This is a genomic window from Neisseria sp. (assembly GCF_030530745.1).
Classification (GTDB): domain Bacteria; phylum Pseudomonadota; class Gammaproteobacteria; order Burkholderiales; family Neisseriaceae; genus Neisseria.
On record NZ_JAUMUI010000001.1, the window covers coordinates 44961 to 58348 of the forward strand.

Consider the following 13388-nt stretch of genomic DNA (forward strand, 5'->3'; position numbering starts at 1 on the left):
GAGTGAGGGCTGCTCTTCGAGGCCGTCTGAAAAAACGCCGAAGCGTTCTGCGGCCTCGTTGAGGCTGCCCAAACTGTCGAAACACGGTACGCAATAGAGGCCGCCCCAAATGCCTTCGGACGGCCGCTTTTCAAGCCAAACCGCGCCGTCGGGGCGGTGCAGCACCAGCCAGAACAGCGGCAGCGTCCGCACGGCCGGCGCGGCTTTTTTGCGCGGCAGCTCGGCCGTGCAGTTTTGCGCCCGGGCTTGGCAGATGCCGCTCATCGGGCAGGCACCGCACAAGGGTTTGCCGCGCTTGCAGACGGTGGCGCCCAAATCCATCAGCCCCTGCGTATAGGCGGGCATATCGCCGCCGTTTTCGGGCAGCAGCGATTCGGCCAGCGCCCACAGTTGTTTTTCGAATTTTTTGTCGGCGGCGTCTCCGTCGAGCGCAAACACGCGGCAGAGCACCCGTTTGACGTTGCCGTCTAAAATGGCCTCACGTTTGTGGAAGGCGAAAGCGGCAATGGCCGCGGCCGTGCTTCTGCCCACGCCGCAGAGCTTTTCCAGCCCTTCGCGTTCTTGCGGAAACGTTCCGCCGAAGGTTTCCATCACCTGCCGCGCGGCTTTGTGCAGGTTGCGGGCGCGGCTGTAATAGCCCAAGCCGGCCCACAGGCCCAGCACTTCGTCCTGTTCTGCCGCCGCCAGATCGGCCACGCCGGGAAAGCGGGCGGTAAAGCGCGGATAGTAGTCCAATACGGTGGCCACTTGGGTTTGCTGCAACATGATTTCCGACAGCCATACGTTATAGGGGTTGCGCACCTGCCACGGCAGGTGGCGGCGGCCGTGCTGTTTCTGCCAGCGTATCAGGCGGGTTGCGAAAGAAAGGTCGGTCATGGCGGGCAGTTGGCGGGGAAGAAAAGGCGTATTGTAAACGGAATGTGGCTTTTTGAATCTTTGCGGTTTTGCAAAAATGGCAGGCCGTCTGAAAGAACATTTTCAGACGGCCTGCAAAATGCACCGGTTGCCGCAACGCGGCCGACTGCACGCCCAAGCCTCAAGGGCGGACTCAAGCGGTCAGATTTCGCGGCCCGGCAAGGTTTCGGCCGGCTTTTCGTCGGGCAGTATCCAGTTCAGGATAACCGCCAGCACCGCGCACAAACCCACGCCGGCAAAGCTGACGCTGCCCAGTTTGATAATCATGCCGCCCACGCCGGTGGTGAGCACCGAGCTGACGATAACGAGGTTTTTCGGCTGCATCAAATCCACTTTGGCATCAATCAGCGTTTTCAGGCCGAGCGAGGCGATGGTGCCGAACAGCAGAATCATAATCCCGCCCATCACCGGCAGCGGAATCGAAGCCAGAAAAGCGTTGAACTTGCCGAAAAATGCCATGCAGATGGCGAATACGGCCGCCCAGGTCATGATTTTCGGATTGCCGTTTTTGGTGATCATCACCGCGCCGGTTACTTCTCCGTAGGTGGTTACGGGCGGGCCGCCGATCAAGCCCGCCACGCACACGCCCAAACCGTCGCCCGCCAGCGTTTTGTCGAGGCCGGGGTCTTTGGCGTAATCTTTGCCGGTTACTTTGCCGACGGCCATCACGCCGCCGATATGCTCGATGGCGGGGGCGATGGCAACCGGCAGCATAAACAGCGCGGCCTGCCAGTTGATTTGCGGCGTTTCAAAATGCGGCACGGCAAACCACGGCGCGGCGGCAATCGGCGCCGTGTCCACCAAGCCCATTAACAACGCGGCAATATAGCCCGCGCCCACGCCGATTAAAATGGGAACGAGCTTCATCATTCTGCTGCCGAACACCGCCACCACCACGGTAACGGCGAAAGTGAAACCCGAAAGCAGCAGCGATTGTGCATAATCCACCGCCTGACTGCCGCCGGCCTGCCCCATCGCCATCTGGCTGGCCACCACCGCCACCGACAAACCGATCACCATAATCACCGGCCCGATAACCACCGGCGGCAGCAGGCGGTTGACGGCGGCCAGCCCGCGCCATTTAATCAGCGCGGCAAACACAAAATACATAAAGCCCGCCGCAAACAGGCCGAACATGGTGGAAGGCAGCCCCCATTCGCCGACAGCGTAAATAATCGGCGCGATAAAGGCGAACGACGAGCCTAAAAAAACCGGCACTTTCTGCTTGGTAACCAATTGGAAAAGCAGCGTGCCGATACCCGCGCCCAAGAGCGCCATCGCAGGGTTCAGGCCGGTTAAGAGCGGCACCAGCACCATCGCGCCGAACGCCACAAACAGAATCTGTGCGCCCGCAACGGCTAATTTGAGTTGTTGCATGTTAAGTTCCGTTATCCGGGTTGAAGTCAAACGGACGGATTATAACGCTGCGAAAGTGTTTTGTGTGCGCTGCCGCACATGCTTTTCAGACTGCTGTAAACAACGCCGGCACGGCAACAAAAGGGTTACAGGCCCATATTCAGTCTTATATAATTCTGCTTTCGTTTTATAGATTGAGACCTCTGCAAAACAGCCAGATGTGGATGCAGTTCAAGGCGCAGTAGCGCAGCGAGTGCAGACATAACATGGAGTTAGGCAAGCGAGCGAGCAACGCTGCAACGCAGAAATGCGCCGCAGATGGCTGTTTTGCAAAGGTCTCAGATTATTTCAGACGGCCTGAGCAAACAGTTCGGCCAAACCCGAAAGGCCGTCTGAAAAACACCGCTGCAGCGGGTTCAAAGAGAATACCGATATGAATTTAAACCGCAAAATCATCGCCATCGACGGCCCCGGCGCATCAGGAAAAGGCACCGTAGCCTCGCGCGTTGCCGCCGCGCTCGGCTTCAATTATCTTGATTCGGGCGCGCTTTACCGGCTGACCGCTCTTTACGCTCAGCAGCGTAACGCCGATTGGGGCGACGAAGCCGCTGTGGCCGCGTTGGCAGAGCAACTGCCCGCCGGGTTCGACGGCGGCCGCATCCTGCTTGACGGCCGCGACGTTACCGACGCCATCCGCACCGAAGCCATCGGCATGGGCGCATCGGCGGTGGCGCAACTGCCCAAAGTGCGCGAAGCATTGTTGCAGCGCCAGCGTGCCTTCCTCACCGAAAAAGGCTTGGTGGGCGACGGGCGCGATATGGGCTCGGTGATTTTTCCCGATGCCGCGCTGAAAATCTTCCTCACCGCATCCGCCCGCACCCGCGCCGAACGCCGTGCCAAACAAATCGGCGTGCCCGCCGAAGGCGTGGCGTTCGAGCGCATTCTTGCCGACATTGAAGCGCGCGACGAAGCCGACAGCCGCCGCGCCGTTGCGCCGCTCAAACAGCAGCCCGACGCCCTGCTGCTTGACACCACTCACTTAACCATCGAAGAATCGGTAAAAAAAGTGCTTGATTGGTATGCAGAAATCTAGGCTTGCTGTATAATCGCGCCAGCTTTTTTCAGACGGCCCCGAATCTTGAAAGGCCGTCTGAAAACCGTTTGCAGCAAACGTCTGCCGCGCCAAGGGCGGCAAGCGTTTTTCACAACCCACCCCGCACCCCTTGGCGGTGTATTGAAAAGAGTTATTTATGACTATGGAAAATTTTGCCCAGCTTTTGGAAGAAAGCTTTACCCTTCAAGAGATGAACCCCGGTGAAGTGATTACCGCCGAAGTCGTAGGCATCGACCAAAACTTCGTTACCGTAAACGCCGGTTTGAAATCCGAATCTCTGATCGACGTGGCTGAATTCAAAAACGCCCAGGGCGAGATTGAAGTTAAAGTAGGCGATTTCGTTACCGTAACCATCGAATCCGTTGAAAACGGTTTCGGCGAAACCAAACTGTCTCGCGAAAAAGCCAAACGCGCCGCCGACTGGATCGCCTTGGAAGAAGCTATGGAAAACGGCGACATCCTTTCAGGCGTAATCAACGGCAAAGTCAAAGGCGGCCTGACCGTGATGATCAACAGCATCCGCGCCTTCCTGCCCGGCTCGCTGGTTGACGTGCGCCCCGTAAAAGACACCTCTCACTTTGAAGGCAAAGAAGTCGAATTCAAAGTGATCAAACTCGACAAAAAACGCAACAACGTTGTGGTATCCCGCCGTGCCGTTCTGGAAGTAACTTTGGGCGAAGAGCGCAAAGCCCTGCTGGAAAACCTGCAGGAAGGTTCGGTTGTTAAAGGTATCGTTAAAAACATCACCGACTACGGTGCATTCGTCGACTTGGGCGGCATCGACGGCCTGCTGCACATCACCGATCTGGCATGGCGCCGTGTGAAACACCCGGGCGAAGTGCTGGAAGTGGGTCAGGAAGTAGAAGCCAAAGTACTGAAGTTCGACCAAGACAAACAACGCGTTTCCCTAGGTATGAAACAGTTGGGCGAAGACCCCTGGAACGGCCTGACCCGCCGCTATCCGCAAGGCACCCGCCTGTTCGGCAAAGTATCCAACCTCACCGACTACGGCGCGTTCGTTGAAATCGAACAAGGCATCGAAGGTTTGGTACACGTTTCCGAAATGGACTGGACCAACAAAAACGTCCACCCGAGCAAAGTCGTGCAACTGGGCGACGAAGTTGAAGTGATGATTCTCGAAATCGACGAAGACCGCCGCCGCATCAGCTTGGGCATGAAACAGTGCCAGGCCAATCCGTGGGAAGAATTTGCCGCCAACCACAATAAGGGCGACAAAATTTCCGGCGCAGTCAAATCCATCACCGATTTCGGCGTATTCGTCGGCCTGCCCGGCGGTATCGACGGCTTGGTCCACCTTTCCGACCTGTCTTGGACCGAAGCCGGCGAAGAAGCCGTGCGCAAATACAAAAAAGGCGAAGAAGTTCAAGCCGTTGTATTGGCCATCGATGTAGAAAAAGAACGCATCTCTTTGGGCATCAAACAACTGGAAGGCGACCCCTTCGGCAACTTCATCAGTGTGAACGACAAAGGTTCGCTGGTTAAAGGCACGGCCAAATCCGTAGACGCCAAAGGTGCCGTAGTTGCCCTGTCCGACGAAGTAGAAGCCTACCTGCCCGCCTCCGAATGGTCGAGCGAGCGCGTTGAAGACCTGCGCAACGTATTGAAAGAAGGCGACGAAGTAGAAGCCGTTGTTGCCACCGTCGACCGCAAAAACCGCAACATCAAACTGTCGGTAAAAGCGAAAGACGCCAAAGACAACCGCGACGCCCTGAATTCGGTTAACGCCGCAGCAACCGCCAGCGCCGGCACCACCAGCTTGGGCGATTTGCTGAAAGCCAAACTTTCAGGCGACCAAGGGTAACGGGTGCAGACATGACCAAGTCTGAATTAATGGTTCGTTTGGCAGAAGTGTTTGCCGAAAAAAACGGCACTCAGCTGATGGCTAAAGATGTCGAATACAGCGTAAAGATTTTAATCGATACCATGACCCGCTCGCTGGCCAAAGGCCAGAGGATTGAAATCCGCGGTTTCGGCAGTTTCGATTTAAACCGCCGTCCGGCCCGTGTCGGCCGCAACCCAAAAACCGGCGAACGTGTGGAAGTGCCCGAAAAGTATGTTCCCCACTTCAAACCGGGTAAAGAGTTGCGCGAACGCGTCGACCAAGCCCTGCTGAACACAAAATAATAAAACCGAAGAAGCAAACGCCGCAGAAATGCGGCGTTTTTTTATGCGGCAGATTAGGGTCTGTTGACACAACGCAACGGCGGTGTTTTTGGTCAAAAACCCCCGTCTGCGGCGTTAAAAATGCTCGCAAGGTGTCCAACCTTGCTGCGCTTTTTGCCTTGCATACGCGGATTTTTGCCTCAAAAAACCGCTTCGCCGGTTAAATGTCGACAGACCCTAGGGGCTGAGACCTTTGCAAAATTTTTTTCGATATCTTAAAACACTTGCATCATGCCCGGGTTTGGCTCGGGCATCTTTTTGTTTTAGAAAAAAGAGAGATACCCGGGCCAAACCCGGGTATGACAAAATAAATTCGGGGCTAAAACGGCTTTTTTTCAAAGGCCTCGGGCTTTTTCAAACACAAAAACCCCGAACCCGATCCTGACACCTTGCGTGCCTTTTCAAAACTTCCCGGTATTTTCAATATAATATGCCGTCTGAAAAATTTTTCAGACGGCATATACGGAGGCCTGTTCCAAACGGATTATTTAGTTGCCGCGCTGGCCGCTTTGGCTTCGGGCAGTTTTTCCACCCTCACGGCACTTTGCCTTTTAGCCGCGTCGGCGGCCTGCTCGGCGCGCGCCGCATTGGGCACCACCGTGCCCTGTGCTTCAGCATTGGCTACCGCATCGTTTTTGGCCGGCACAGCTTTACCGCCACCCACCGAAACGATTCCCGATCGGCCTGAGGGAGCTGCTTTTTCAGCTACTGCCGCCACACCGTTGTGGCTTTGCGGCCAAAACTGCCATACGCCTACCGCTACTGCCAACACGCTGGCCGCAACGGCAAAACCTTTAAAGGCATGGTTGGCGGCAGGGCGGAAGGAATGTTCCGTGCTGCCGAACGGTTTCGCGACAACCGTTTGTACGCCGGCTTTGGCGCCTTCTGCGTTTTCTTGGCGTGCGGCAGATTGCATCCGCTGCAGACAGTCCCGGATTAAATGATATTCATGCCACCTTTGCTGTGCTTCGCTGTCAGACAATAATTTATCCAATACTTCTTCCGACAAACTATCATCATCCATGGCGGCAGAGACAAATTCATAGTCTTTGTTTTGGTTCATTTTTACCACCTTTGGTCGTCAGACGTGTCCAACAGCGGCCTTAAATCTTTGGCGATTACCTCGCGTGCTCTAAAAATGCGCGAGCGTATGGTTCCGATGGGACAGTCCATAATCTGAGCAATTTCCTCGTAAGACAAACCTTCCATTTCCCGAAGGGAGATGGCTTTCCGTAAATCGTCGGGCAGTGTGGAGATTGCCGCCTCTACCGTTTCCAATATTTCCCGGTTCATCAACTCAGCCTCCGGCGTATGGTTGTCGGCGAGCTGGTCGGCCAAATCGAAAACATCCCCTTCATGGTTGGCAACATCGGCACTTACAAAAGACCGCCTGCCGGAAGTAATCAAGTAGTTTTTGGCGGTGTTGATGCCGATGCGGTAAAGCCACGTATAAAACGCGCTCTCGCCGCGAAAATTCGGCAATGCCCGATAGGCTTTTATCAAAGCTTCCTGCGTAACGTCGTTTAACTCGTGCTCGTCCTTGACAAAGCGGGACAACAAACGGGTAAGACGGTACTGGTATTTCGACATTAATAGTTCGAATGCTTTATGTTCGCCTTTTTGCGCCCGCTCTACCAATGCCTGATCGATTTTACGATCATTCATGCTCAAACCTTAAATGACCAGATTACAAATACAGAAAAGGTAAAGCGTGCACTTTATATGCTTCAGACACTTTACCTTCACTTTGGTTCCAAAACAAAGCAATTAAATTTATCAAAAACAGGGATAGCCCCGTTCGGGCTGCCATGATGAACGCTAACCCGGATATTGGCAATAGCCGCGCAGCGGTTGCTGCCGTCGGCCACCACCGGCCAGCAGCGCCTTGCAAACGGCGGAACTTTGCATTCTTGTAAAATTTTCCAAACACTTTTACGACCAACGGTAGTTTGAATAACATCATCGGCATTTGCAGCCCGGATTACGCATTCTTCATTTAACAATTCCTCACAAATTCCAAACGAATGCGGTTTAAGGGTAAAACCGTTTTCAGGCAGGATATTTTTCAGACGACCCTTCAAAACACCCTCCTGCGCCAACCACGGCAACACGTTTTGCCAGCCTGTTTTTTGTGCAAACAGGGTGTCGCGGTAGGCGTAGATTTTTCCCTGCGGCAGCGGCCATTCTGCCGATGCGGCCTGCATCGTGCCCAACACCCGTGAAAAGTCGGCAAGGCTCTCCTGCGCGGGCACGCCCAAACCATGCAGTTTGGCATAATGCAGCAACTGCTGGCGGCGGCGCGCTTCGCTCAAGGTTTTCCAGCGCGCGGTGCTGAATGCGCCCGTTTCACAAACATAGGCGTAATCCTGCTCCACAATCTCGTTTAGCACGGCCAGCTCGTTTTGCAGCGAGCGGATGCTGCTAACGATATGGCGGTCTAAATGCGGCACGCGGCTGCGCCATTGCGGCAGCGCCTCGTGCCGCAGCCAATTGCGCAAAAATGCGGGGTTGCGGTTGCTGCCGTCTTCCACATAAGCCAAACCGTGTTCGGCGGCATAGCTTTCCAAGGTTTCGCGCGACTCTGCCAAGAGCGGCCGCCAAACCTGAATCTGCCCGTTCAGCGTCCGCTGCCCGGGCATGGCCGACAGGGCGCGCAGGCCGCCGCCGCGCAACGCGGCCAGCATAAAGGTTTCCACCTGGTCGTCTTGATGGTGTGCCAATGCCAGCACATCACAGAAGCCGTCTGAAAATACGCGGTAACGCTGCTTGCGCGCTTCCGCTTCTATGCCCAAACGGCTGTTTGCCACGGTTACTTTTTCCACCCGCAACGGCACGTTCAGCTGCCGGCACAGTCTGCGGCAAAAGTCTGCCCATTCGTCGGCCTGATCGCTTAAACCGTGGTGCACGTGCACGGCTGCCAACACAAAGCTGAAACGCTGTTGCAGGGCGGCAAGGGCATGCAGCAGCACCACCGAATCCAAACCGCCGCTCAAGCCCGCTTCAATACGGATGCCGGCGGGAAAATCATATGGCCAGGATGCGGCTAAGCGTTGCAGCAAAGGGGGAAAGCCTGAAGAAAGTGATTTATTCATAAAGGGGCAAATCGAAATTAAATAAAAGCCGCCTGAACGTTTCAGACGGCCTTTATTTTACACAAATGCTTTTTCTTTCTGTTCTATCGGAGCAGGCTCCGTATCCATGGTATTGACGATTTCCGACACGCCCAAACCGATGCGTCGGGCATAGTTGATGTCGTTCATCAATGATGTGGTTTCCCAACCGCCTATTTCTTTCTTGCGCAGCCTCACCAGCGTGCGGGCTCGGAAGCTTTCTAGGGAATCAATGTGTTTTTCCAGTAAATCTGTTTGCACAGGCCGTTCGGCAGAATGATCGGCCGATGCAGCAATACGGCGGAACAACACCAATGTTTTAAACAAATGGCGGCGCAGGCGCATATAATCTTTAAACACGACAGAATCCGGCTGTTGCAGATACGTTTGCATATTTTTTTGCAAGTGTTTACTTTCTTTAACAATTTCAACCATTTGAAAAGCCGACATATACGCAGCGGAAAGCTGCTTTTGCTGCTCTTCGCCCTCTATGTCGATTTTGCTGGCAAAATCCAGCACATCGCTATACAAGGGCTTGATTTGGCTTTCATAATATGCTTGAGCATCAAGCTTCAGCGGCGCTTGGGGCAGCGGCAGTTCTTCATCTGCATCAATGCCGGCTTCATAAAGACTGGCTGCCGGAATAAACAGCGCATGGCATATCACCTCCAAACCCACTGCGTTCAAATGCCCTATTTCTTTAAATACCGCACGGATGGCGGTATCGCCCGATCGCAGCATATTCGGGTTTAAATACAAAGCCTTCACCGGCTGATGGCCGTCGGGCAGCAGGTGGCCGTTTTCTTCTTTTTCAGGCAGCCATTCGGCAAGCTGCTGCGCCAAACGTTTCTGCAGTTTCCAAAATACTGCCAGTCCCAGCACATTGAACAAGGTATGAAACAAAGCCAGTTGCAGCAAACCGCCCATACCTGTCAGGCCGGCAATCCGGATAACCAGGCCGGTGAGCGGCAGCCACAACAACACAGACAACGCCGCCGTAACCACATTAAACAGCAGATGCGCCAAAGCCAGCCGCCGGCCGCTTTGCTCGCTGCCGAGCATGCCCACGAATGCAGTAGTGATACTGCTGCCCACATTAGAACCAATGGCAACGGCAAAACCCTGTGCCACACTGATTTGCCCGGCCGCCAATGCCGCCAGCGTTAAAATCAGAGTAGCGTGCGTGGATTGCAATACCATCGTAAGCAGCAGGCCGATACCGCCGAAAATGGCAATTTCGGCCACACCACTGACTTGGATATTGCTGAAATCCACCTGCCCGCCCAAAGACTGAAAGCCCTCTTTAATCGCATCAACCCCCAAAAAAATCAGGGAAATACCTACCAAAACGCGCCCTACCGTTTTCAGCCTGGCATTAAAAAAACCGGCCAAGATGCCGAACACCAGCATAGGCACGGCCACCGGGCTCAAACTGATGCTCTGCCCCGCCAAAGCCAGCAGCCAGATACCGCTGGTAGCACCCAGGTTGGTGCCCAACAGCACGGCGATACCGCCTGCCAGCGTAATCAGGCCGGTGCTTAAAAAAGCGATGGTCAGCAGCGAAACCAGCGTGCTTGATTGCAGGATAAAGGTGGCGCCTATGCCGAACAGCAAGCCTTTGGCGGGCGTGGACGTGCTTTTTGCCATCAGGCGCTCCAGCGTGCCGCCCGCCGCATTCCGCAGGCCTTCTTCGATACACTGCATACCGAACAGAAACAGCGCCAAGCCGTAGCACAATTTCAACCACGGAGCGCTATACCAGAAGCTGTATGCCAGCGCCGCCGACAGGACGGCAGTGAGCACGGGTTTGAACAGATTGCTTTTCATGTTTTCTCCGAAAACAAACGGTATGTTGTTATGTTTTTTTAAGGATACTTCCAAGCGGTTTCTTTGTTTTCAGACGGCCTCAAGCACCGAGCAGCCGTCATACAGTAACTCAAATTTAAAAGAAGACGAGGCGGCGAAGCTGCAGACAGTACAAATAGTACGGAACCGGTTCTGTTGCCGCTTCAGCGGCTTACAAAATCGTTCTCTTTTAGCTAAGGCGGGGCAACGCCGTACTGTTTTAAATTTAAGCCGCTATACATTCAAATGCGGCATTTTAACAGAAACATACAAAAGGCCGTCTGAAATATTCAGACGGCCACGGCAGACAATACGGCTGTGTCAGAAAGCAACAAACTGGGTCGGGTTGACCGGTTTGCCGTTTTGGCGCACTTCAAAATGCAGCTTGGTACGGTCTGCGTCGCTGTTGCCCATGCGGGCGATGGTTTGGCCGCGTTTCACGGTTTGGCCTTCTTTCACCAGCAGGTTTTGGTTATGGCCGTAAGCGGTTAAGAAAGTTTGGTTGTGCTGCACAATCACCAGATTGCCGTAACCGCGCAAACCCGAACCGGCATACACCACTTTGCCGTCGGCGGCGGATACCACGGCCTGCCCGGCATTGCCGGCAATATCTACGCCTTTGCTGCTGCCGCCGAACCGGGTGATGATATTACCCGCAGTGGGGCGCTGCCAAGTGATGCCGGAAACCGTGCGCACGCCGCCGGTCGATACCGTGGGGGTTTTGGCGGGGCCGCTGGCCTGCGGGCGCTGCTGTGCCGGGGCATAACCGGCATTAGAGGGGGCTGAAGGAGCCGAAGATGCGGGTGGCGTAGCGGGCTTGGACGCTGCCGCCGTTGCAGCCGGTGCGGAGTAGCCGGCCGGTTTCACACGCAGGCTTTGACCCACGCTGATAGTGTTGTCGGGGCCGAGGTTGTTCCACTCCCGCAGATTGTCTTGGGTGATGTTGTAGCGTTTGGAAATATTGTAAACAGTATCGCCGCGCACAACCGTATGCGTGGCGGCATTGATATCAACGGGCGCATTAGAAGGAATATAAGCACCGCCGCCCGCCGGAGCGGCAGGCGATGCGGAGGGTGCCGGTGCCTGAGGTTCGGATGCCCCGGCTTCTGCCGCATTCGGATCATAAGGTGTAGCACCGTAGGGGTTACTCTGCGCCGACGTGCCGGAAGCAGCACTGCCGGATGCCGTGCCTGCGGTTACGGGGGCGGCAGGCTGCTGGAACCATGAACACGCGCCCAGCATCAATACCAAAGCTGCCGGGCCGGTGCGGAATGCGGTTTTTTTCAACATATGTGTATTACCTTCTGTTTTGTTTGGTTTAAGTTTGGAATCGGGGCATATCATAATCAAATTATGCCCCTCTCTACAAGTTTTTGCGTGTTAAGAAGCATCTGAAGGGCCGGTTTAAACATCCATGCCGCTTACCAGCGGCACGAAATTGGCTTCTTGAACGCAAGTTTCGCGGTAGCCTTGCGGGGTTTTTTCAATCAGCCACAAATATTGGATGCCGCCCTCGTCGAGCGGCAGCACCATGCGCCCGCCGATGGCGAGCTGCTGCAACAGCGCCAGCGGGATTTCGGTGGGGGCGGCGGTAACGAGAATACCGTCGAACGGTGCCACTTCGGGCAGCCCCAGATAGCCGTCGCCGCACACCAGCCGCGCCTTGGGCGGCAAACCGGCCGCGCGCAGGTGCTGTTTGGCGCGTTCGTGCAGCGGGCGCAGGCGCTCCACCGAGAAGATTTCCGGCAATTCCAACGCCAGCAGCACGGCGGTCTGATAGCCGCAGCCGGTGCCGATTTCCAGCACGCGACGCATGTTTTGCGGGGTGTTTCCCAATAATAGTTCCGTCATCTTGGCAACGGTGTAGGGCTGGGAAATGGTTTGCCCCAAGCCCAGCGGCAGCGACATTTCGTCGTAGGCACGGGTTTGCAGGGCTTCTTCTACAAACAGATGGCGCGGCACCCGGCCCATGGCCTGCAGCACCAGCGGCCCGATGCCCATTTGCGCGAGGCGGTCGGTCATGCGGCGGCGGCGGTTTTCAAAGCCTGTCCAGTTGGTGTGCATCAGGGCATCGCTCCCTGCCAAAACCCTGCCACGCCTGCCATGGTGTCGTAGTCGGTCAGGTCGATTTGCAGCGGCGTAACCGTGATGTAGCCAGCTCCGCTCTCGGCGAAATCGGTGCCGTTTTCACGGTCGGAAATATCGCCGACAGGGCCTATCCAATAAACCGCTTCGCCGCGCGGGTTGCGCGCGGGTACCACGCTCTGCACATGGTGGCGGCGGCCCAAACGGGTGATTTTGCAGCCTTGGATATCTTCGGGGGCGACGGCGGGAATGTTCACATTCCATAAAACCGGCTGTTCGGGCGGATTTTTCAGCAGGTGCGACAACATAATCCAAGCGGCTTTTTCGGCGGTTTCCCAATAGCGGCCGCTGAAATCGTTAAGCGAAAAGGCCACGGCGGGAATGCCGAGCAGGTAAGCTTCGGTTGCCGCCGCCACGGTGCCCGAATAAAGCGTGTCGTCGCCCATATTGGCGCCGTTGTTGATGCCCGATAAAACCAGATCGGGCTTGAACTCGGGCAGCGCGTGCAGGGCGAGGTGGATGCAGTCGGTGGGGGTTCCGCTCACATAATAAAAGCCGTTGCCGGCTTCGCGCATATGCAGCGGGCGGTCGAGCGTGAGCGAGTTGCTCACGCCGCTGCGGTCGCGCTCGGGCGCCACCACGCGCACATTGGCGAATTCCGCCGCCACCCGCGCCAGAATGGCGATGCCGGGAGCGAGGTAGCCGTCGTCGTTACAAATCAGAATATTCATGGTTGACCTTATTTTCAGACGGCCTCAATTTTACTGGCAGGCTCGGGG

The 13388-nt window shown here is 55.7% G+C and carries 12 protein-coding genes and 1 pseudogene; 3 read left to right on the plus strand and 10 right to left on the minus strand.

Features of this window, described 5'->3' with window-relative positions; genetic code table 11:
- From mutY to Q3970_RS00210, 3 genes and pseudogenes are all read right to left on the minus strand, one after another.
- Positions 1 to 876: A/G-specific adenine glycosylase (mutY, locus tag Q3970_RS00200; protein ID WP_303098604.1), on the minus strand; the 876-nt coding region annotated here is incomplete at its 3' end.
- 180 nt (positions 877 to 1056) lie between these two features.
- Positions 1057 to 2292: a uracil-xanthine permease family protein gene (locus Q3970_RS00205; protein WP_303098605.1), complete on the minus strand. Its 1236-nt coding sequence runs from the start codon at positions 2290 to 2292 to the stop codon at positions 1057 to 1059.
- Between the two features lie 125 nt (positions 2293 to 2417).
- Positions 2418 to 2604: pseudogene (locus Q3970_RS00210) on the minus strand (lipoprotein signal peptidase).
- A gap of 100 nt (positions 2605 to 2704) precedes the next feature.
- Between Q3970_RS00210 and cmk the strand changes: the two are divergent.
- The 3 genes from cmk (at position 2705) to Q3970_RS00225 (ending at position 5530) form a co-directional block, all read left to right on the plus strand.
- Positions 2705 to 3364, plus strand: a complete 660-nt coding sequence (gene cmk / locus Q3970_RS00215) for a (d)CMP kinase (RefSeq protein WP_303098606.1) — start codon at positions 2705 to 2707, stop codon at positions 3362 to 3364.
- A gap of 157 nt (positions 3365 to 3521) precedes the next feature.
- Complete coding sequence (gene rpsA, locus Q3970_RS00220) at positions 3522 to 5207, plus strand: 30S ribosomal protein S1 (protein ID WP_303098607.1); 1686 nt, start codon at positions 3522 to 3524, stop codon at positions 5205 to 5207.
- 11 nt (positions 5208 to 5218) lie between these two features.
- On the plus strand, positions 5219 to 5530 hold the full coding sequence (locus Q3970_RS00225) for an integration host factor subunit beta (RefSeq protein ID WP_303098608.1): 312 nt from the start codon (positions 5219 to 5221) through the stop codon (positions 5528 to 5530).
- Positions 5531 to 6053: 523 nt separating this feature from the next.
- Here the strand turns inward: Q3970_RS00225 and Q3970_RS00230 are convergent.
- From Q3970_RS00230 to surE, 7 genes are all read right to left on the minus strand, one after another.
- Positions 6054 to 6632: a sigma-E factor negative regulatory protein gene (locus Q3970_RS00230; RefSeq protein ID WP_303098609.1), complete on the minus strand. Its 579-nt coding sequence runs from the start codon at positions 6630 to 6632 to the stop codon at positions 6054 to 6056.
- A 2-nt stretch (positions 6633 to 6634) separates the two neighbouring features.
- Positions 6635 to 7234 carry an RNA polymerase sigma factor RpoE gene (gene rpoE, locus Q3970_RS00235; protein WP_303098610.1) on the minus strand — a complete coding sequence of 200 codons (600 nt, stop codon included), beginning with the start codon at positions 7232 to 7234 and terminating at the stop codon, positions 6635 to 6637.
- 77 nt (positions 7235 to 7311) lie between these two features.
- Positions 7312 to 8661, minus strand: a complete 1350-nt coding sequence (tilS, locus tag Q3970_RS00240) for a tRNA lysidine(34) synthetase TilS (protein ID WP_303098611.1) — start codon at positions 8659 to 8661, stop codon at positions 7312 to 7314.
- Between the two features lie 57 nt (positions 8662 to 8718).
- Positions 8719 to 10506 carry a Na/Pi cotransporter family protein gene (locus Q3970_RS00245; RefSeq protein ID WP_303098612.1) on the minus strand — a complete coding sequence of 596 codons (1788 nt, stop codon included), beginning with the start codon at positions 10504 to 10506 and terminating at the stop codon, positions 8719 to 8721.
- 339 nt (positions 10507 to 10845) lie between these two features.
- Positions 10846 to 11814, minus strand: coding sequence for a peptidoglycan DD-metalloendopeptidase family protein (locus tag Q3970_RS00250; protein ID WP_303098613.1), 969 nt, complete (start codon positions 11812 to 11814; stop codon positions 10846 to 10848).
- Between the two features lie 114 nt (positions 11815 to 11928).
- On the minus strand, positions 11929 to 12588 hold the full coding sequence (locus Q3970_RS00255; RefSeq protein WP_303098614.1) for a protein-L-isoaspartate(D-aspartate) O-methyltransferase: 660 nt from the start codon (positions 12586 to 12588) through the stop codon (positions 11929 to 11931).
- The gene (surE, locus tag Q3970_RS00260; protein ID WP_303098615.1) at positions 12588 to 13340 is read right to left on the minus strand and encodes a 5'/3'-nucleotidase SurE; all 753 of its coding nucleotides are present in this window, start codon (positions 13338 to 13340) and stop codon (positions 12588 to 12590) included. Before surE ends, Q3970_RS00255 begins: the two co-directional genes overlap by 1 nt.
- Between the last annotated feature and the right edge of the window lie 48 nt (positions 13341 to 13388).

Excerpts from the sequence above, each read along its gene's own strand:
- Q3970_RS00250 (WP_303098613.1), bottom strand. The coding sequence starts at position 11,814 with ATGTTGAAAAAAACCGCATTCCGCACCGGCCCGGCAGCTTTGGTATTG.
- Q3970_RS00255 (WP_303098614.1), bottom strand. The coding sequence starts at position 12,588 with ATGCACACCAACTGGACAGGCTTTGAAAACCGCCGCCGCCGCATGACC.
- tilS (WP_303098611.1), bottom strand. The coding sequence starts at position 8,661 with ATGAATAAATCACTTTCTTCAGGCTTTCCCCCTTTGCTGCAACGCTTA.
- Q3970_RS00230 (WP_303098609.1), bottom strand. The coding sequence starts at position 6,632 with ATGAACCAAAACAAAGACTATGAATTTGTCTCTGCCGCCATGGATGAT.
- cmk (WP_303098606.1), top strand. The coding sequence starts at position 2,705 with ATGAATTTAAACCGCAAAATCATCGCCATCGACGGCCCCGGCGCATCA.
- Q3970_RS00245 (WP_303098612.1), bottom strand. The coding sequence starts at position 10,506 with ATGAAAAGCAATCTGTTCAAACCCGTGCTCACTGCCGTCCTGTCGGCG.
- rpsA (WP_303098607.1), top strand. The coding sequence starts at position 3,522 with ATGACTATGGAAAATTTTGCCCAGCTTTTGGAAGAAAGCTTTACCCTT.
- Q3970_RS00225 (WP_303098608.1), top strand. The coding sequence starts at position 5,219 with ATGACCAAGTCTGAATTAATGGTTCGTTTGGCAGAAGTGTTTGCCGAA.
- rpoE (WP_303098610.1), bottom strand. The coding sequence starts at position 7,234 with ATGAATGATCGTAAAATCGATCAGGCATTGGTAGAGCGGGCGCAAAAA.
- Q3970_RS00205 (WP_303098605.1), bottom strand. The coding sequence starts at position 2,292 with ATGCAACAACTCAAATTAGCCGTTGCGGGCGCACAGATTCTGTTTGTG.
- surE (WP_303098615.1), bottom strand. The coding sequence starts at position 13,340 with ATGAATATTCTGATTTGTAACGACGACGGCTACCTCGCTCCCGGCATC.